Source organism: Kitasatospora sp. NPDC059827, assembly GCF_042731675.1.
Lineage (GTDB): Bacteria > Actinomycetota > Actinomycetes > Streptomycetales > Streptomycetaceae > Kitasatospora.
This window is the reverse complement of record NZ_JBHWIV010000045.1, coordinates 25,760-45,700: the sequence shown is the minus strand read 5'-3', so window position 1 is coordinate 45,700 and position 19,941 is coordinate 25,760. Positions and strand designations below refer to the sequence as shown.

The following is a 19,941-nucleotide window of genomic DNA, read 5'->3' as shown; positions in this document are numbered from 1 at the left end:
CGTTGACGATGGCGATGGCGATGACGCGCCGTCCGTACCGAGGAGCCGGGCGGCGCGATGCGAGGAGCGTTCCACGCCGGCCGAGCCGGAAGCAAGCCTTTGCCACATGGTGGGATCAGTTGTTCATCAACGCCATTCCATTGCAACGTCGTTGACACATCTCCGCAGCACTCGCTGCCCTACGCTGAGACTCCCTCCGGCGCGCCGCCCGGAGCCACGAACCGAACGCGAGGTGCCATGGCCGAGGCCGCCACCGCCGTCCAGAGCCCCCCGGCCGGCGCCCAGGCCGTCCAGCGCGCACTCGGACTGCTGCACTGCTTCCACGACAACGGCCCCGACCTCAGCGCCTCGGACCTGGCCCGCCGGATGGACCTCTCGGTCTCCACCGCACACCGGCTCGCCCGCACGCTGGTCAGCGCCGGGTTCCTGGAGCAGGACGATCAGACGGCCCGCTACCGGCTGGGCCCGGCGGTCGCCGAACTCGGCCAACTCACCTTCCACCAGCGCGGACTGCACCTGGCCGGCCCCGAGCTGGAGCTGCTCTCCCGACGCACCGGAACGACCGCCGACCTGGCGATCCGCAGTGGCCCGCACGCAGTCATCCTGGTCGGCGGCTCGGTCCGGCCGGACACCGGACTCGGCCTGCGCCGCCCGCTGCACTCCACCGCGCTCGGCAAGGTCCTGCTCGCCTGGCCGCGCGCGGGCGAGGCGGCGGTGTCCGCACTCGGCCCGCTACCGTCCTTCACCGACCGTACGATCACCGAACCGGCGCTCCTGGAAGAGGAGTTGGCTCGGGTGCGGGCGACCGGTCACGCGCTCAACGACGGCGAGTCCGCCGCCGGGGTACGGACGCTCGCGGTTCCCGTACTGGACGCCGCCGGGCAGGCCCGGTTCGCGCTCGCGGTCCGCTCGACCCCGGCGCACCTCACCGACGACCGGCTGGAACGGTTTCTGACCCACGTCCGGACCTGTGCCGAAGCCCTCTCCGTCCTTCTGCTGCCACCCGACCAACGGGCCTGACCGGGAAGACCGCACAGCTGGCCCATCCGACTTGCACCGCACCCGCCCACCCGCAGCACCAACACACCGCAGCGGACCGCCCGTTCACGGAAGGAACGGACGGTCCGCTGTGACGCAGGGCGGCCTCACGCCAAAGGCGGTCGACCACAGACGGTGGGCCGAAGACGGTGAGCCACGGACGGTGGGCCGAAGACGGCGGACCAACGGCCGAACAGTGCGGAGCAGCAGCTCAGTTGACCGGCGTGTACTTGTACCCGACCCGGCGCACCGTCACGATCGAGTCCCGGTAGGCGGGGCCGAGCTTGCGGCGCAGCCGGGCGACGTGCACGTCGACCGTGCGACCGTCCCCGACGTGGCCGTAGCCCCAGACCGCCGAGACCAGGTGGTCCCGGGTATGCACCCGCTGCGGGTGCTCGGTGAGGTGGGCCAGCAGCTCGAACTCCAGGTAGGTGAGGTCGAGCAGCCGCCCGTCGACGTAGGCGTTGCGCCGCTCGGCGTCGACGGCGATGCCGCGTCCGGCGGGCCGGACCGGACGGACGGCGGTCTGTGCGGCGCCCGTCCCCGCAAGGCCCGAACCCGCAACGCCCGAACCCGCAAGGCCCGCCCCGGCGCCACCCGGCAGCGTGCCCGGCGCGGCGTGCCCGGCCAGGCCGAGCGGACCGGCCGCCGGGCTCTCGGCCGGTACCAGCACCAGGTAGCCGACCATCGGGTGACCGGCGGGCGCGCCGGTCTGCGCGCCGTACTGGGCGAGCAGGCCCTGCGGCAGCACGCCCTGCGGCAGGGCGGCGACGACGGCCGCGCCCTCCGGCAGTGCGGCGAGCAGCGACGCGGGCGCCGGCGGTGCGACCGCCCCGGACTGGGGCGAGACCGACGGGCCGGAGGGAACGCCGGAGGGAACAACGGAGGGAACGGCGGAGACGGGAGGGACGGAGACCGGGGGAACGGAGCGGACCGCGCGCAGGTGCGGGGTCGCGACGGGCAGGGGCAGGGTGGCCGTGGAGGAGGAAGACATGGTGTGCCGCTCATTTCGCGCGTGACGGACGGGGTGGAGTCGTCTGCGCGTCGACCGGGCGTACTGCCGGAGCTGGACCGGGGGGACCGGGTTCAGCGGGCGGAGGGCCGGGACGCGCTGGGCGAACCCGGACACGTCTGATCGAACAGGTGTGGCTGCCGGGACGGCCAGAACGGTTCGAGGGAGTTGCTGGGGCGAACGGTGTTCACTGGTGGTCTCTCCGCGGGGCGGGGCCGGATCGGTCGGCCGCGGGCGCTCCTGACGTGCGGTCCGCTACGGCCTGGTCGACGGGGTCGGTGGTGCGTCGGGCGGCGGCCGGGTGCAGGCCTGGGGTGCCGGGGACGTACCGGGGTGGAGGAGGCCGGTCAGCGACAACAGGCGCTGCAGATCAGCGCGTGGTCGATGTAGCGGCGGACGGTGAGCACCGGCATGACGGGGCCGGGCACGGCGGTGATGCGTCGCTTGCCGACGGTCATCCCTGCTGCCCTCCCCCTTCGTCCTGCCTCGTCGCGCTCCACGCGCTTGCGCTTCGTTGCGCTTCGTTGCCCACGCGGCGACACACCCATGATCCGGTGCGCGCCGGGACGGCTTACGTCCACAGAGCCTTCCACGCCCGAGCCTGTCTAGGCAACCTTCCGCGCACCGTTCGTCCGACATGTGGACCACCGAATGAGACGTCGGGTGCACGAAGCGCCCCTGACCAGGGCCGATCCCACGGAGCCTCAGGTCCGGGCCGCAGCCCGCCGACGGAGCTCGGCGGCGTGCTCGACCAGCGCCACGAGCAGCCCCTTGCCGTCCTCCCGGAGCCGGGCGTCGCACAGGACCACCGGAATGCCCGGGTCGAGGTCCAGCGCGTCCCGGACCTCCTCCGGGGCAAACCGCTCGGTGCCGTCGAAGCAGTTGACCGCGACCAGGAACGGGATGCCGCGCTGCTCGAAGAAGTCGACCGAGGGGAAGCAGTCGGCCAGCCGCCGGGTGTCCGCGAGCACCACCGCGCCGAGCGCGCCGCGCGCCAGCTCGTCCCAGACGAACCAGAACCGGTCCTGCCCGGGCGTCCCGAACAGGTAGAGCGCGAGGCCGGGCCGCAGGTCGATCCGGCCGAAGTCCATCGCCACCGTGGTGGTCCGCTTGGCCTCCACGCCCGAGGTGTCGTCCACCGGGCGGCCCAGTTCGCTGAGCTCCTCCTCGGTGCGCAGCGGCCGGATCTCGCTGACCGACCCGACCAGGGTGGTCTTGCCCGCGCCGAACCCGCCCGCCACCAGGATCTTCACCGCGGCGGCCGGACCGCCGCGCCAGCGCGGGTCGTCGGCGCTCCCGGCGGGCTTCGCGGCGGTGCTCGGCGGGGTGGGGTCAGAGCGCACGGAGTCCATTGATCACGTCTCGCAGCAGGCGCTCGTCCGGCAGCTCGGCGAGCGGAACGGGTCGGGTGACGCTGATCAGGTCGGCGTCGTAGAGGTCGCCGAGCAGGACGCGCACGACGCTGACCGGCAGGTCGGTGTAGGAGCCGAGCTCGGCGACGGACAGCGGCTCGTGGCGGCACCAGGCCAGCAGGGTCTGGTGCTCCGGGTCGAGGGCGTGCGCGGGCACGGCCCCCGCGTCCGGCCCGGGCTCCTTGGCGGTGACCAGCGAGATCAGGTCGAACAGTCCCTCCTCGACCGGCCGGGTACGGCCCCTGGTCATCGAGTAGAGCCGCACCACCGGTCCGGCCTCGTCGTCGAACCACCGGTCGTCGACCGGGGTGCGGGGCCGGAACAGGTCGACCTCGGGTCCGCCCGGGGTGTCCTGCTCCGGCCCCGCACCGTCGGAGGCCGGGCCGGACGGCCCCGTGCCTTCCGGGGCCGTGCCCGCCGGCTCCGCGCCCTCCGGGGTCACCGAGCCGTCCGCCATCGGATCCGCCATCGGACCGCTCAGCCCCTCGGCGCGGCGGTTTCGGTGCGCGGCTCGGCGGCCATGTGCTCGCCGACCCGCTTGACCAGCAGGGCCATCTCGTAGGCGATCTGGCCGATGTCCGCCTCGGCCTCGCTCAGCACGGCCAGACAACTGCCGTCGCCCGCGGCCGTGATGAACAGGAACGCCTCGTCCAGCTCCACCATGGTCTGCCGGACCCCGCCGACCTTGAAGTGCCCGCCGGCCCCCTTGGCCAGGCTGTGGAACCCGGCCGCGACCGCGGCGAGGTGCTCGGCGTCCTCGCGGTCGAGGTCGCGCGAGGCGCCGGTGGCCAGCCCGTCGCTGGAGAGGATCACTGCGTAGCGCAGGGCCGCGACCCGGCCCACCAGGTCGTCCAGGAGCCAGTTGAGGTCCCCGGACGGCTGCGTCGAAGTGGTCATGAATCAGTTCCTTCCGCTGGAGCGGGTGGTGCGGGTACTACGAGGGCTGCGGATCCTGCGGATCCTGAGGGTGCAGCGGGTCCTGCGGCCGTAGCGGGCACTGCCGGCGCTACGGGTCCTGCGGGTACGACGGTTCCTGCCGGTGCTACGGGTCCTGCCGGTGTGGCGGGCACTGCCGGTGCTACGGGCACTGAGGGTGTCACTGGTGGTACGGCCGGGACGGCCGCAGGGTTCCGCCGCACCGGCTGGCCCGGCGGGATCCGACGGGCGAGCGGCGCCTGGGCGGCGTCCCCGGGCGGGGGTGCGGGCAGCGCCGCCGGGGCGGGCGCCGGGCTGATCGCCAGCCGGGAGGTGTCCGGCGGCTGCCAGCGCGGTACGGCGACGGGCCGGGCACCCGACGCGGCCGTACGGTCCGCCGGGGTGGTGGTGCCGCGGCCACGGGTGAAGCCGCGCTGGAACGAGGCGAAGGTGGCCCTGGCCTCCTCCGGCGAGCGTTCCCTGACCTCCGCGGCCCGGTCGGCCTCCCGCATGTCGGCGGCCTCCGCCGACGGTCCACCGGCCCGGCCCCCGGCCCGGCCCCCGGCTCCGGGCTCCCCGCGGAGGCGGTCCTTCGCCAGTTCCTTGAGCTGCGGAGCGAGGTTTGCCTGCCGGACCCGACGGGGCAGCCCGCCGGGCGTCCGGGGCGCGGCGTCGGCCCCAGCCGCGGCGACGGGGGCAGCGCCCCCGAACACGGCGTCCCCCGGCGCGACGTCCTCGGGCACGACGGCCACCGGCACGGCAGCCACCGGCGCGGTGTCCACGGGCGCGGCGTCCACCAGGGCGGGCACCGCAGCGACCGCAGCTTGCGCCGCGTCTCGCCGGTGCCGTCCCGTGCCCGTCCCGCTCCCGACATCCGAGGACGGCGCGGGCACCAGCACCGGACCGCCCTTGGTCCGCGCCGCCCGGCGCGGCAACCCGTTGGCCGTAAGCCCGGTCTCGGGCACGGACGGCCGCGGTCCGCCGGTCCCCCGGTGCCGCCCGCCCGTTCCCCCGGCGGGCACCGAACCGGCAGACCCGCCCGGGTACGGATCCGTGGACGGCGACGTGGACATGGACGGGGACGAATCCGCGAACGGAGACGCGGCCACGGCGCTGCCGGCGGCCGGGTCGGGCACCGCGACCAGGTCACGCCGCCCGGCCGTACGCCCGGCCGCCCGGCCCGCCGGCCGTCGTCCTCCACCCGCGACACCGCCGACACCGCCCCCGGCCGCGGGCGGCTCCGGCAATCCGTCCGGTGCCTCCGCCAGCAGCTCGCGCGGGATCAGCACCACCGCCGTCGTCCCCCCGTACGGGGACGGCCGCAGGTGCACCCGGATGCCGTGCCGCCGGGCGAGCCGGCTGACCACGAACAGCCCCAGCCGGTCGGTGTCGGCGAGGTCGAACTCCTGCTCCTCGGTGATGCGTTCGTTGATCTCGGCGAGCAGCTGCTCGCTCAGCCCGAGTCCGCGGTCGTCGATCTCCAGCGCGAAGCCGTGCGCCACCACCTCACCCTGAACGGTGACTTGGGTGGTCGGCGGGGAGAACACCGCTGCGTTCTCCACCAGTTCGGCGATCAGGTGGGTGACGTCGGCGACGGCGCTGCCGAGCAGGCCGGTGCCGGGGAACGGCCGGACGGTCACCCGGGCGTAGTCCTCGACCTCACCGACCGCCGCGCGGACCACGTCCACCATCCGAACCGGCTTGCGCCAGGCGCGTCCGGGCGAGCCGCCGGCCAGGATGATCAGGCCCTCGGCGTGGCGTCGCATGCGGGTGGTGAGGTGGTCGACCTTGAAGAGGTCCTCCAGCTCCGCCGGGTCCTCGGTGCGGCGCTCCATGGTGTCGAGCAGGGTGAGCTGCCGGTGCAGCAGCACCTGGCTGCGCCGGGCCAGGTTGACGAACACCGCCGCGACGCCGCGGCGCAGTTCGGCCTGCTCGACGGCGGCCTCCACGGCGGCCCGCTGGACCGCGTTGATGGCCTGGCCGACCTGTCCGATCTCGGCCTGGCCGAAGCGCAGTTCGGGCGCCTCGACGGCGACGTCCACCGGCTCGCCGCGGCGCAGCCGGAGCATGACGGACGGCAGTCGGGTACTGGCGAGCTCATTGGCCGCGTTGCGCAGGTTGATCAGCTCGCGGGCCAGGCCGCGCCCGATCCGGAAGGAGATCATCACCGACAGCACGACGGCGACCAGGCCGATCGCGCCGGCGATGCCGCCGCGCCACAGCGCCGCGATCGCGGCCGAGCGCCCGCGCTCGTCCATCCCGGCGGTGATCCGGGAGTTGATCGAGGAGAGGTCGCCGAGCGAGCGGTCGGCGGTCTCCCGCCAGTTGTCGCCGTTGAGGGCCTGGACCACCCGGTCGGGGCCGCCGGCGCCGACGAAGTCCGCCTCGGCCCGGGCCAGCGCGCCCCAGGCCTCGCCGCCGCGCAGCGCGATGTAGTCGGCCTGGTCGGCGGGTTCCAGCTCGGCGATGTAGACGGTGAACAGGGCCTGCTGGTTGTGCAGGGCGTCCAGTGCGGACTGGTACTGCTCGGCGGTGGGCCGGGCCGCGCCGGTGCGCAGGCCCTCCATCGCCGCGTCCTCCTGGGAGAGGTACTCACGAGCGCGCACCAGCTCGATCAGGATGGTGCCCTGGCGCGGGAGTTGGCCGCTCTGCCGGGCGACGTACGCGGACCGGAAGCCGAACACCGGGCGGATCAGGTCGCTGTACTGTCCGAGGGCGAACTCCCAGTTGAGCGCCAGTCGGCCGACCTGGGCGCGGAGCGGGCCGAGCTGGTCGGCCGCGGCGATGATCTGCAGCAGGCGGGCCCGCTGGCCGGTGGAGAGCCGGTCGCCGGCGGCGTCCTTCTTCTGCCGCAGCACCGCGAGGCTGTGGTCGGTGGCCGTCCTCGCGTGCTCGAAGCCGTCCCGGGCGACCGGCGAGTTCGGGTCGGCCAGGTGCTGGACGGCGGCGCGGCGCTCGTTCTGCAGGTCGCCGGTGTACTGGTCCACCGCCGCCCCGTAGTCCTTGTACGCACTGCTGATCGACAGCTGGCTCCAGGCGTCCCCGGTGGCGGCGAGCGTCGCATACGCCCACAGGGCGACGAGCGCGACGATGGGCACCAGGAGCAGCGCGATGATCTTCGCGCGGATCGAGCTGCTGCGCAGACGCATGGAGTCCTCGGTCGGGGAAGTGCCAGGCGCGGACGGGGAGCGGTTCGGAGGGCTTCCGGGGTACTGGTGGGACGGCAGGCTGGACGGCGGGCGGGGCGGTACTCGGGGAGTCCTGGACAGGGAGCTGCGGGGGCTCCCGGTCACGGGTCTGCGAGACTCTACTACGCCCTGACCACACGTTCGAGGGTCGAACCGTTCCGCTTCTTCGCCTTGCCCCGGACACGTCAGAGGACGGCCGCGATCCACCCCGCTCCACCCCGCGCCGGACCCGGCCCCTCCTCCCCGGCCCGTCACCGTGCCGTCACCGACGGCTCCCGGACGACTCCCGCTCGACTCCCGGATCACCTCCGGACCACTCGCGGCGCACCTCCGGACCACTCGCGGGCGACTCCCGGGACACCCCCGGGACACCCGCCGGCGCCTCCGCGACTCCTCCCCAACTGCGACACCATCCGTGCGGACCGGTGTCGATCTCGTCGCGTCACCGTCACAACCCTGGGCAGTGACAGGCCGATCCGATAGTTTCGCACCACCCCGCACGACCGGGCGCCGCCACCCCGGTGCCCGTGCGCCGGGGCCGACGGACAGCGCCGCGAGACGCGAACTGGGGAGGACTGTGCGCGAGTTCACCACCCCCGCCCCGGCCGGGCCCGAGGCCACCGGAGGACTCGCCGACTCCTTGTACGACACCGCCGAACGCCGCCCCGACCTGGTGCAACTGTCCCGGCGGACCGGCGACGGACGTTGGCAGGACGTCACCGCACGGGAGTTCCGGGACGACGTCCTCGCCCTCGCCAAGGGCCTGCTGACCCGCGGCGTGCGCTACGGCGACCGGGTCGCCCTGATGTCCCGCACGCGGTACGAGTGGACGCTGTTCGACTACGCACTCTGGTCGATCGGTGCGATAACCGTCCCCGTCTACCCCACCGCCGCCCCCGAGCAGGTGCGCTGGATCCTCGCCGAGACCCAGGCGGTGGCCTGCCTGGTCGAGGACGAGGACGCCGCGATGACCGTCGGCGCGGTCTGCGACGCCCTGCCCGACCTGACCGGGATCTGGCAGCTGGACCGCGACTGCGTCGCCGCGATCACCGAGGACGGCCTGGGCGTCCCCGACGCCCTGGTGCACCGCCAGCGGCTCGGCGTCACCGCGACCAACATCGCCACCGTGGTCTACACCTCGGGCACCACCGGACGCCCCAAGGGCTGCCTGATCAGCCACGCCAACCTGGCCGCCGAGGCCGACTCGCTGCTCGCCGGCTGGGGCGAGGTGCTGCGCGACACCGGCGGTGGCGGCCAGCCCGCCACCCTGCTCTTCCTGCCGCTGGCGCACGTCTACGGACGGGCGGTGCAGATCGCGGCGATCCGCGGCGGCCTCCGGATCGGGCACGTCCCCGAGGTCTCCACCGACGCGCTGCTGCCCGCCCTGGCGAGCTTCCGGCCGACCTTCCTGCACGCCGTCCCGTACGTCTTCGAGAAGATCTTCCAGCGGGCCAGGCGCGCCGCCGAGGAGGCCGGGCGCGGCGAACTCTTCGAGCAGGCCCGGCAGGTGGCCGTCGACTGGGCGGCCGCCCGGGAGCAGAAGGCCTTCGGCCGCGGACCCGGCCCCGGTACGGCCCTGCGGCTGCGCCACCTGGCCTACGAGCGGACCGTCTACCCGAAGCTGCGCGCCGTACTCGGCGGGCGGGTGCGCACCGTGATGTGCGGAGGCTCCTCGCTGCGGCGGGACCTGGGCCTCTTCTTCACCGGCGCCGGGCTCCAGTTCTACGAGGGCTACGGCCTCACCGAGACCAGCGCGGCGATCACCGCCAACCCGGCCGGCCGGCAGAAGCTCGGCACCGTCGGACAGCCGGTGCCGGGCGCCTCGGTGGCCATCGCGGACGACGGCGAGGTGTGGGTGCGCGGCGGCTCGGTCTTCGGCGGCTACCTCAACCACCCGCAGTGCACGGCGGAATCACTGGTCGACGGCTGGTTCGGGACGGGCGACCTGGGCCGGCTGGACGAGGACGGCTACCTCACCATCACCGGCCGCAAGAAGGACCTGATCGTCACCAGCAGCGGCAAGAACCTCGCCCCGACGGCACTGGAGGAACGGGTCGAGGCGCACCCGCTGGTCTCCCAGTGCCTGGTGGTCGGCGACGACCGCCCGTACGTGGCGGCGCTGATCACCCTCGACCCGGCCGCGCTGGCGCACTGGCTCAAGACCCACGGACGGGAGCAACTGGACGCCTGGGCGGTGCTGGCGGACGAGCAGCTGCACGTCGAGGTCCAGCGCGCGGTGGCGGCGGCGAACACCGCCGTATCGCGGGCCGAGTCGATCCGCGCGTTCCGCCTGCTGCCACGGGAGTTCAGCCTGGAGCAGGGACTGCTGACCCCCTCGCTCAAGCTGCGGCGGACGGCGATCGCGGAGTACTACTCGACGGACATCGAGGAGCTGTACCTCTCCTGAGCCGGGCCTGACCTCCGCCCGAACCAGGCCGCCGGACACGTCTTCTGACGTACCGTCTTGTCCCTTTTCGGGAGGGATCGTTCGCACTGCGGTTCACCTGCCGTTCCCTTGACGGGTGGATTGGTCCAGTCCATTGTTGCTCTTCGGTCCGAGTGCGGCGCACCTGCACCACCCGCTCCCGCCCCTCCGGGAGCGCCCCGGTTCCACGGTCCAGATTCCCGTTCCGCGCCCTCCCCACGGGCGTGCCCCCACCTGCTGGAGTCCTCACGTGTCGATGTCCACGCGCCTGTCCGCGCTGGCCGCCTCCGTCGCGCTGCTCACCGCCTTCGCCGTCCCGGCGGCCTCCGCGTCCCCGGCGACCTCCCCCACGAGCTCCCCCGCACCCCCCGCCGGCGGCGCGGGCGCCACGACCGTCAACCTGGCCACCAACCCCGGCTTCGAACTGCCCTCCCCCGCCCTCGCCGACTGGGGCAGCATCCCCGGCTGGAGCTGCACCGGCGGCCCGGCCGAGGCGGCCGTCACCACCACCGGCGCGCACTCCGGCACCTCGGCGCTCACCGTCACCCCGGCGAACGACGACTCCACCGGCGAGTGCGCGCAGACCGTCGCCGTCCAGCCCGGCACCACCTACACGGCCTCGGCCTGGGTGCGCGGCAAGTTCGTCTACCTGGGCGCCACCGGCACCGGCCGGGACGTCGCCCCCGCCTGGACCGAGACCACCTCCGGCGGCTGGCAGCAGCTGACCACCCGCTTCACCACCGGCCCGAACGCCCACAGCATCCGGCTGTACGTGCACGGCTGGTACCAGCAGGGCCCGTTCTCGGTGGACGACGTACGGGTCGACGGCCCGGCGCCCGCCCCGGCGGTGGCGGCCGGCTCGATCCCGACCACCGACAAGGTCGTCTTCTTCACCGTGGACGACGGCTGGCAGCGCACCCCCGAGGCGGAACGCTTCATCGCCGACCACCACCTGCCGATCACGGCCTTCCCGCTACCGATGCCGGCCGGCACCGACCCGGACTTCTTCAAGCGGGTCACCGCCGTGCCCGGCTCCTCCGTACAGGACCACAGCGTCTCGCACTCCGACCTGAGCAAACTCCCCCTGGAGCAGCAGCAGGTGGAGATCTGCGACGCGCGCGACGCGATGACCCGGCTGTTCGGCACCGCGCCCGTGGTGTTCCGCCCGCCGTTCTTCACCTGGAACGCCGACACCCTGCAGGCCGCCGCGAACTGCGGCATCCGCACCGTGCTGACCGCCGACGCCGACTACAGCTGGGGCGCCTCCAACATCTGGCACCCGGGCCCGCTCCAGCCGGGCGACGTGATCCTGATGCACTGGACCGACACCCTCGCCACCGACCTGCCCCGCGCCCTCGCCGCCGCCGACGCCGCAGGCCTCAAGCCGGCCGGGCTGATCGACTACCTGCGCTGACCGGCCCGCCCCGGGCGGCGAACGGATGACGGCTGACAAATGACAGCTGACAGATTTCAGATGATGAAATCTGTCAGCTGTTATCTGTTCTCTGTCATCTGTTACCCATCATCCGTTCGCGGTCGTCCCGCCGCCGCCGTCGTCGACTCCACCCCCTCTCCCTGCGCACGCTCCGCGGTGATCAACGCCCATTGACACGGCATCCACGGCCCACCTCTAATGGGGGCGTGCAGCGCGGCGTCGGCCACAGAGAAGTGGGCCGGCCGGCAGCCGGGCCAGCACCTTGCACGCAAAGGGACGATGCGCGATGAGTACCTTCTCCGCTGCCCTGATCTGACCCAGGCGGCCACCACGGTGTCCGCCCGTTCGTCGCGTGATGCCGTGTGTGGCCGCGCCCCCTCACTCGCAGGAGACTTCACCACACACATGCCCATGTCCTTCAACCTGAATGTCATCGAGGAGTTCCGCGCCAACGACGGCCGGGTCGGCGGTCCGTTCGAGGGCGGCGACCTGCTGTTGCTGACCACCACCGGGGCGCACTCCGGCCGGCCGCACACCGTACCGCTCGGGTACGTCCGGTCCGAGGGGCTGCTGCTGGTCATCGCCTCGGCGGCCGGCGCGCCAGAACACCCCCAGTGGTACCGCAATCTGCTGGCCCACCCCGTGGTCGGGGTCGAGCTCGGCACCGAGACCTTCGACGCGATCGCGGTACCGGCCGAAGGCCCGTGCCGGGAGCGGCTGTTCGCCGCCGTCGTCCGCCGGGCACCCGGGTACGGCGACTACCAGGCCCACACCGAGCGGGAGTTGCCGGTGGTCGTCCTGGAGCGCCCCGAAGCGCCGCCGGGCCACCCGCGCGACGTCCGCAGCCTGGCCGACAAGCTGCTGGAGGCGCACAGCTGGCTGCGGGCCCAACTGCGCCACGTCCGGGCCGAGGCCCACGCCCACTCCCCCGGCCGCCCGGCCGGGCTCGGGCTGCAACTGCGCCAGCACTGCCTGGCGTTCTGCGAGGGGCTGACGCACCACCACACCGGCGAGGACTCCGCGATCTTCCCCGCCCTCGCGCGCAGCCACCCCGAACTCGCCGGAGTGCTGGAGCGGCTCGGTGAGCAGCACCGGGCGATCGGACGGATCAAGGAGGAGCTGCTGGCACTGCTGGCCGGGATCGAGGTCACCGAGCCGGATCGGCTCCGCTCCGAACTGGACCGGATGTCGGCCGAGTTGGAGGCGCACCTCGCTCACGAGGAGGCGGAGCTGCTGCCCGCTCTCGCCGGAATCCCCTTCCCGCCGGTGCGGCCGGGCCCCGGCACCGGGCGCTGACGTGGCGGTGCCGCCGCCCCCTTCCCAGGACCCGGGAGGGGACGGCGGCACCGGTGTCACACCGTCAGCCCATCAGAATGGCGACCCGACGGGACGACGGAGCGGTAGGACGGCAGAACGGCGGAGCCGCAGAGCGCGGACGCCTCAGGACTGGCTGAACACCGGGAGGTAACCCCCGGACTGCCCGGCCGAGTTCGGGTGGTAGCTCTCGTCGATCGGCAGCGTGGTGCTGTGCAGCCAGGTGTCCTGCGAGCCACAGATCTCGTGGCCGGCGAAGACGTCACGCACGTCGCCGAAGGTGAAGCCGGCGTTGGCGACCTCCTTGGCGATCACGCCGTCCAGGGTGTCGGCGGCCTCGTTGATGGCGGCACGCTTGGTGTCGCCGATGCCGAAGAGGCAGTAGCCGCCGATCTGGTAGAGGTGCGGGTAGCCCATCACCACGACGTGGGCGTTCGGGGCCTTGGCGCTGATGGCGTTGTACACCTGGTCCAGCTGGCCGGGCAGGGTGTTGGTCGCGTAGTTCTCGGCCGTGTTGACGGCGTTGAGGCAGTCGCTGTCGGAGCCCAGCACGCAGGTCTTCATGGTGCTGGAGAAGCCCGCGTCGTTGCCGCCGACCGAGAGGCTGACCAGCGTGGTTCCGCTGTTCAGTGCGGAGATCTGGCTGTTGAGGATGTCACCGGTTCTCGCGCCCGAACAGGCGACGAAGGCGAAGGAGGCCGGGGAGTTCGCGTTCGTCCAGAGCTCGGCGTACGCATTGGCGCTGCGCTTGCAGCTGCCGCTGTCGCCCAGGTAGTTGCCGGCGCCGACGCCGGCCGAGTAGGAGTCGCCGAGGGCGACGTAGTTCACGCCGGCCGCGTTGGCGGCTGACGCCGTGAAGAGCGTCGTCATGGTGAGGGCCGCCGCGATCGCGGCGACGGACAGGGCACGGGCAGGGCGGAGCATCGCACCTCCAGGTATGACGCGGGTCACAGAAAGGGATACCAAGCGGTAATCGAACACGGAAGCGTTCATGCCAAAGACATTGACGGGCAGTCTGCTGGCGTGGAAGTGAACTGCCGCGCTCGCAAGGTCAGTTCACGCCGAACGTCACCCCGGGCGCCGGAGCACCTGCGGACACGCGGACGCGCACAGGTGGACGCGCACAGGTGGACGCGCGCTCCGGCACGGAACAACGCGCCGGTGCCTGCCAGCCGTGGCCGCCCGGCACCGACGCACTCGACGCCGCTTCGCTCAGGAGCGGCTGAACACCGGGAGGTAACCCCCGGACTGGCCAGCCGAGTTCGGGTGGTAGCTCTCGTCGATCGGCAGCGTGGTGCTGTGCAGCCAGGTGCTCTGCGAGCCGCAGATCTCGTGCTCGGCGAAGGCGCTGCGCACGTCGCCGAAGGTGAAGCCGGCGTTGGCGACCCGCTTGGCGATCACGCCGTCCAGCGTGTCGGCCGCACCGTTGATGGCGGCACGCTTGGTGTCACCGATGCCGAAGATGCAGTCGCCGCCGACCTTGTACAGGTGCGGGTAGCCCATCACCACGACGTGGGCCTTCGGAGCCTTGGCCTTGATGGCGGAGTACACCCGGTCCAGCTGGCCGGGCAGGGTGTTGGTCGCGTAGCTCTTCGCCGTGTTGACGGCGTTGAGGCAGTCGCTGTCCGAGCCCAGCACACAGGTCTTCATCGTGTCGGCGAAGCCCGCGTCGTTGCCGCCGATCGACAGGCTGACCAGCGTGGTGCTGCTGTTCAGCGCGGAGACCTGGCTGTTGAGCACATCGCCGGTTCTCGCCCCCGAACAGGCCACGAAGGAGAAGGAGGACGGCTTGTTCGTGTTCTTCCACAGGTACGCGTACGCATTGGTGCTGCGCTTGCAGCTACCACTGTCGCTCAGGTAGCTACCGGCACCGACGCCGGCCGAGTACGAGTCCCCGAGGGCGACGTAGTTGACACCCGCCGCATTGGCGGCTGACGCCGTGAAGAGCGTCGTCATGGTGAGACCGGCCGCGATCGCGGCGACGGACAGGGCACGAGCAGGGCGGAGCATGGCACCTCCTGATATGACGCGGGTCACAGAAGGGATACCAGGCGGTAGCCCGGCGCGGAAGCGCTCATGCCAAGGACATTGACGGGCCGTCTGATAGCGCAAACGTGAACTACCACCGACCGAGCGTGAGTTCGCCCAGGTGGGTGTGGGTGTACGTCGACGCGCGTCGGTCATCGCGTGTAGACAAAAAACTTCCGAGAAGTCAGCTCGCCGTCAGCCACAGGTCAGGCTGCGGCCGCCGGTGCGTCAGTTCCGCGCCCGCCGCCGCGCAGCCCTGCCCCGGGGACGGCGCGCCGCCGGCCGCGTTCCGGGGGCCCGGTTCAGTACCGCGGGACGCGTCCGCCGCCCGGGTACACCGGGCCGGGGAAGACCGTGCAGCCCTCGACCGGGAGCTCCTCGATCTCCTCGTTCGCGGCGGCCGGCACACCGAGCCAGTGGACGGCGGTGGCGACCGCCACCCGGGCCTGGCGCAGCCCGGGCTCGCCCCAGCCCAGCAGCTCGACCGCGAGCCCCGGCGCGACCAGCAGCCGCCGGTAGTGCCGGCCCGAGGCCGGATCGGCCGCGCTCGGACCGACCGCCCGCAGCGCCGCCGCCATCCGGACCCGGGCGCACTCGTGCCCGCCGTTCGCCGAGCCGACCCGGTCGTACAGGTAGCCGAGGTAGTACGGCCGGCCGATCACGGCCTGGGCCTCCTCCCCCGCCTCCCGCGCCAGGGCGGCGGCCGGGTCGCCGTCGTCCTCCGGCTCCAGCGAGCCGCCGGGCAGCGAGCAGATCCCGTCCCGAGGGTTGACCAGGGTCAGCACCCGGCCGTCCGGGGCGAACAGCCAGCCCCAGGACTGCTTCATCGGCAGCCCTTCCGGCACCTGCTCGCCCGGCCGCCACGGCCAACCCGCCGTGGGACGCCGGCGCACCTTCCCGAGCAGCTCGGCGATCTCCGCCGTGAACTCGATCCGGCCCATGCCGCGCGTCCCCCCTCTCGGTGTCGGGCTCGCCGGACCCTACGGAGCACGGTACGGAGCGGAGCGACCGGAGTGGCGGCGTGGGGGACCGCGCACTCCTGCTGTTGATCTTCTCCGATCTTCCCCGAACAGGCGGTCGATGAACAGTCCCCAGCGCCGCATGGTGGATGCGGAGGCCGCGAACGCCCTGATCACCCCAGCAGCCCACCCCCGCCCCCGGCCTCCGGGAGGCCCGGCAGCGGGAACCCCGGCTGCGGGACCGCACCGGGCGGGAAGGGCAGCCCGCGCGCCGCGTCATCGGCCAGCTCGTCGAACACCTCGTGGGCGGTCATCGGCCGCAGCCGCCCACCGGCCAGCACCCAGCCCCGCACCCTCGGACCGCTCCTCGCCCCGTCCGCGAGCCCGCCCGGCGGAGCGCTCGCCGACCGCTCCGAGGGTCGGTCCGACGGTCGGTCCGCCTCCCAGCCCGGGGCCCGGTCCACCAACCGGTACGGCGACGCGGCCGGATCGCCGTGCAGCAGCAACGCCCCCGCACCGCCCGAGGCCACGCCCGCCGCGAGCGTCACGCAGAACGCCTCCACGTCCCGCCCCGCGGGTTGCAGCCGCCCCGCCTCGATGCAGACGTCCACCGCCGAGGTGAGCTGCTCGCCGTCCTCCGGGCCGTGGCAGCGCAGCGTCAGCAGGTGGCAGCCCTCCCCCGCGCCCTCGGCCAGCGCCAGGTACACGGACGTCACGTACCGCATCACGGCCGCCATCCGCCGCTGCCCGGCCAGGTCGTCGCCCAGCGCGTCGAGCAGCGCCGCACAGCCGATGGACATCCGCACCCGCGCCCGGTGGTCGTCCAGCAGCGCCGGGCGGAGGTCGGCCATCGGCTCCCCCGCGTAGACGAAGGGCTCCCCAGCGAGCTCCGGATCCCCCGCGTACGCGACCCGGGCGGCCGACGCCCGGGGGTCGAGGCCGAGCGCGGCGCAGTAGTCCTCGAAGTCACCCGCCTCCAGGACGCGCAGGTGCACCTCCAGCCCCTGCTGGTGCAGGCCCCTGAGCTGCTCCTCCGCCCGCACCAGGTACTCCCGGTATCCGAGCGCGCCGAACAGCCCGTACTCGGCCAGCACGGCGAAGTCCTCCGCCTCGACGGCCAGCGCCACCGCCACCGGCTGGGGAGGCGCCCCTCGGGCTCGGCCGTCGCGCCGCCCCCGCGCCCCGGCTCCCCCGGCCCCGACGGCCCGCGCACCCGGCGGTCGCCCCCCGCCCGGCGGCGCGGCCCCACCGGGCCCGCCGGGCCCACCCGCCGACGGCCGCCCGAACCCGGGGCCGGGCCCACTCCCAGGCCCACTCCCGGGCCCGGACGCGTTTCCGGGCCCGGACCCCGGCCTCCGCCCGCCGGACAGCAGCGCCCCCGGCCCCCGCAGCAGCCGCTTCCGCACCACCACGACGCCCAACACCTCGTACACCGACTCCCGCACGGTCATGGTCTCCTCCTGTCCCGTCGGCCTCCGACCCCCGGATCCGCCGACGCCACGGAACATACACAGAGCCACTGACAATCCACCCCGAGTAATCGAACACCGGCGTCCGAGGCTCCTCAAAGGAGCAACATTTGCCCCCAAGGTCGTCCACCGCAGCACGCCAAGGGGCAAACATGGGCCCCTCGTCGACCACTCGTCGACCACCCGCCCACCGTCCGCCCACCACTCGCCCATCGCCCGCCCTCGGCTCGCCCACCGGGCGACCCCCGTGGCCACCGAGCAGGCCGGGATTGTCAGTGCCGGGCGTTAGGGTCGGGGACCATGCGACTGCTGCACAGAGACTCAGCCCGGCAGTCGGCAGCCCTTGGCACGCCAGCAGATCCAACCGCAAAACAGCAGGTCAAAGCAGAAACGGCTCGGGACACTCTTCCGAGTATTCCGAGCCGTTTCCGTGCGTTTCCGACCACCGTGCTGACTTCGTGCTGACCCTGGAGAGCCTCCTGTCCGAGGAACCTCCCACCCGAACCCGCCGGCCTTCTCGACCTTCCTGGCGAACTCGTCGAGGACCGGCTGACCATGGTGCAGCGACTGAGGTCGGGCCTGATGGAAGGCGAGACCAGTCGTGTCACTGCGGCCGAACTGGTGGTTCCCCCGCTGTACGTCCAGGACATCTTCAACCTGGACCCCGGTGACCAGCTTGTCCGGCGGGAGTACATCGCAGGCCGAGGGAAGACCCGAACCATGCTGGCAGTCACCTGGCACCCGGCTCACTTCGCCGCCATGGTCCCCGACCCGCTGTCGACCGCGCCCGACAAGAACGCGGGGCTCACGGCGAAGGTGCTTGAGGCGTCCGGTCGGACGATCACGCATGCCCGGGACCAGCAAATGAAAGAACCGCCCCGGCCGAGTAGGCCGGGGCGGTTGGCTTTGCTTCGAGCGTTCAGAGGAGCGCGAGGAACGGGTTCCCAGAGGCAACCGGCTCAGGCCGGGGATCGGGCACTGGAGCCGGTGGCGTGGCCTTGGCCGGTCGGTTAGGAGTCCATGCGGACGACCGTGGCCGGGCGTTCGTCACGCTGGGTTCGAGGCCCGCTGGGTTCGAGGCCCGCTGTGCGGAGAGTGACCGGTCTCGTCCTCGGTCAGGGTGTAGGCCGTGGCAGGGCGGCCCAGGCCGGAACGGTCGAGGGTGACCTTCACCCTGGGCAGCGCCTTGACCTCATCGGCCGAGGCGCCGACATACGGCAGCAGTTCGGAGGACTTCGCCTTGCCCCCGTGCATCTCGATGCGGGCCCGGACCTTCTCGGCGTGCTAGTTCCCCTCATCTCCGCATGCCTTCAAAACCTCCGACCGTGCCCGGCTCGCCTGACCATCCCCAGCGTCTTGGGCATACCAATTTCTCAATAGGCTGTCTTCATATGTCTCAAGGCGGGATTTTATGTCGTAGTCAAGATCTGGGAGATCTAGAGCATCTTTCGCCTGATTGATGATCTGTTGTCGATTTTGATATGTAGTATAGCCATTCGGCTCATACTTGACAAGCGCGCTCTTCATCCACCCGCAGGCCGTGTTGTTCACTAATTTCGGAAGGCCCCAGGATATTGCGCCAACCATAATCGCAGCCCCTATTGCTACGACTACTACATCGCGGGCCTTCTTTGCTGTGAGACCGCCCAATCGCTCGGTTGCATTGCTTGCGCCATCTTGGCCTTCGGAATTGCTATGCCGCTGTTCCAGTGGTTCGCGTGTGTTGACCGCGGGCACCGGCGTGGCAGGTGACGGTCTATTGAGCAGTAATCTCTCAACCTGCTGTTTCCGCTCAAGCTCTATGGCTGCTCTCAAGTAGGCTTGGTTATCCTTCTTCGGCAGCAAGACCTTGTGCTCAGTCTGCGGCCCACCGGGGTTCTCCGAGCGAGAAGGTTCGGCAAGGAAGACCAATGCCGTTGAAATGCCGAGCCGCTGTTCGGGCTTCTTCTCAAGTAGCAGACGGACGACCGTTCTGAGCGGGTCACGGGCCTTCACGAGCGGTGGAGGCTCATCCATCAGCACTGCGGACATGGATGCCATTGACGTCTCCCTCCTGAACGGGGAGATTCCTTCAACGGCTTGGAAGAGCGTGGCTCCGAGGGAGAAGAGGTCGCTGACCGGCATGTCGGCCCGTCCCCGGATTCGCTCGGGCGCCATGTACTCCGGGGAGCCAATGACTGTCCCCGACGCAGTCAGCACCGTGTCGTTCTCGTGCCGGGCGATCCCGAAGTCGGTGAGAAGGATTCTTCCGTCGGAGGCCATCATGACGTTGGCAGGCTTGACGTCGCGGTGGAAGATACCGGCGCGGTGAGCGGCGTCAAGGGCTTCCAGGAGTGCCCTGGCAACCTTGAGCGCCAGGTCACGGGGCAACGGGCCACGCTGCCTGACGTATTCGTCCAACGAGCAGCCGTTGACCAGTTGCATCACGATCCACGGACGGCCGGCATCCACGACGACTTCGTGAACGGTCACGATGTTGGGGTGATCGCGGAGCTTGGCGGCACTTCGGGCCTCACGCGCGGCGCGCTTGAGGCGCTCGTTGTACTCCTCCTCGAACTGCGCGGGTGGGAGCCAGATCTCCTTGATCGCTATGTCTACGTCAAGGTGCTCGTCGTGAGCCTTCCAAACCCGTCCGAAGCCACCTGACCCCAGGCTGGAGACCAGCCGGTACTTCCCCCCGATGAGCTGGCCAGGGCTTGCCTCGTGAGCCATCGTGTCCCCCGGGCTCTCGTGCCAACGAGCAGTC

At 72.0% G+C, this 19,941-nt stretch carries 14 protein-coding genes; 4 read left to right on the top strand and 10 right to left on the bottom strand.

Annotated elements, in window-relative coordinates:
• Positions 1 to 237 precede the first annotated feature (237 nt).
• Positions 238 to 1,020 (top strand): IclR family transcriptional regulator, encoded by a 783-nt coding sequence (locus tag ACFV8H_RS25740; protein WP_380404135.1) that lies wholly within the window; start codon positions 238 to 240, stop codon positions 1,018 to 1,020.
• A gap of 229 nt (positions 1,021 to 1,249) precedes the next feature.
• Here ACFV8H_RS25740 and ACFV8H_RS25735 read toward each other — a convergent pair whose 3' ends face one another.
• The 5 genes from ACFV8H_RS25735 to ACFV8H_RS25715 all read right to left on the bottom strand — a co-directional run bounded on the left by ACFV8H_RS25735 (position 1,250) and on the right by ACFV8H_RS25715 (position 7,526).
• Positions 1,250 to 2,032: a winged helix-turn-helix domain-containing protein gene (locus tag ACFV8H_RS25735; protein WP_380404133.1), complete on the bottom strand. Its 783-nt coding sequence runs from the start codon at positions 2,030 to 2,032 to the stop codon at positions 1,250 to 1,252.
• A gap of 722 nt (positions 2,033 to 2,754) precedes the next feature.
• A complete protein-coding gene (locus tag ACFV8H_RS25730; protein ID WP_380404130.1) occupies positions 2,755 to 3,402 on the bottom strand; it encodes an ATP/GTP-binding protein in 648 nt (215 codons plus the stop codon).
• Positions 3,383 to 3,787: a DUF742 domain-containing protein gene (locus tag ACFV8H_RS25725; RefSeq protein WP_380404198.1), complete on the bottom strand. Its 405-nt coding sequence runs from the start codon at positions 3,785 to 3,787 to the stop codon at positions 3,383 to 3,385. Before ACFV8H_RS25725 ends, ACFV8H_RS25730 begins: the two co-directional genes overlap by 20 nt.
• A gap of 152 nt (positions 3,788 to 3,939) precedes the next feature.
• Entirely contained in the window at positions 3,940 to 4,359 is a 420-nt protein-coding gene (locus ACFV8H_RS25720; protein WP_375891400.1) for a roadblock/LC7 domain-containing protein, read from the bottom strand.
• Positions 4,356 to 7,526 carry a nitrate- and nitrite sensing domain-containing protein gene (locus ACFV8H_RS25715; protein WP_380404127.1) on the bottom strand — a complete coding sequence of 1,057 codons (3,171 nt, stop codon included), beginning with the start codon at positions 7,524 to 7,526 and terminating at the stop codon, positions 4,356 to 4,358. The genes ACFV8H_RS25720 and ACFV8H_RS25715 overlap by 4 nt, the downstream gene beginning before the upstream one ends.
• 616 nt (positions 7,527 to 8,142) lie before the next feature.
• On the opposite strand from ACFV8H_RS25715, the gene ACFV8H_RS25710 reads away from it, so the two are divergent.
• The 3 genes from ACFV8H_RS25710 (at position 8,143) to ACFV8H_RS25700 (ending at position 12,721) form a co-directional block, all read left to right on the top strand.
• Positions 8,143 to 9,972, top strand: coding sequence for an AMP-dependent synthetase/ligase (locus tag ACFV8H_RS25710; RefSeq protein ID WP_380404125.1), 1,830 nt, complete (start codon positions 8,143 to 8,145; stop codon positions 9,970 to 9,972).
• A gap of 274 nt (positions 9,973 to 10,246) precedes the next feature.
• Positions 10,247 to 11,404, top strand: coding sequence for a polysaccharide deacetylase family protein (locus ACFV8H_RS25705; protein WP_380404195.1), 1,158 nt, complete (start codon positions 10,247 to 10,249; stop codon positions 11,402 to 11,404).
• Between the two features lie 426 nt (positions 11,405 to 11,830).
• The gene (locus tag ACFV8H_RS25700; RefSeq protein ID WP_380404122.1) at positions 11,831 to 12,721 is read left to right on the top strand and encodes a nitroreductase/quinone reductase family protein; all 891 of its coding nucleotides are present in this window, start codon (positions 11,831 to 11,833) and stop codon (positions 12,719 to 12,721) included.
• Between the two features lie 144 nt (positions 12,722 to 12,865).
• On the opposite strand, the gene ACFV8H_RS25695 is transcribed toward ACFV8H_RS25700, so the two are convergent.
• The 5 genes from ACFV8H_RS25695 to ACFV8H_RS25675 form a co-directional block, all read right to left on the bottom strand.
• Positions 12,866 to 13,663: an SGNH/GDSL hydrolase family protein gene (locus ACFV8H_RS25695; protein ID WP_380404119.1), complete on the bottom strand. Its 798-nt coding sequence runs from the start codon at positions 13,661 to 13,663 to the stop codon at positions 12,866 to 12,868.
• 288 nt (positions 13,664 to 13,951) lie between these two features.
• A complete protein-coding gene (locus tag ACFV8H_RS25690) occupies positions 13,952 to 14,749 on the bottom strand; it encodes an SGNH/GDSL hydrolase family protein (RefSeq protein WP_380404116.1) in 798 nt (265 codons plus the stop codon).
• Between the two features lie 320 nt (positions 14,750 to 15,069).
• On the bottom strand, positions 15,070 to 15,708 hold the full coding sequence (locus ACFV8H_RS25685; RefSeq protein WP_380404113.1) for a hypothetical protein: 639 nt from the start codon (positions 15,706 to 15,708) through the stop codon (positions 15,070 to 15,072).
• A 191-nt stretch (positions 15,709 to 15,899) separates the two neighbouring features.
• Positions 15,900 to 16,859, bottom strand: a complete 960-nt coding sequence (locus tag ACFV8H_RS25680; protein ID WP_380404110.1) for a hypothetical protein — start codon at positions 16,857 to 16,859, stop codon at positions 15,900 to 15,902.
• Positions 16,860 to 18,479: 1,620 nt separating this feature from the next.
• Entirely contained in the window at positions 18,480 to 19,907 is a 1,428-nt protein-coding gene (locus ACFV8H_RS25675) for a serine/threonine-protein kinase (protein ID WP_380404107.1), read from the bottom strand.
• Positions 19,908 to 19,941: the final 34 nt, after the last annotated feature.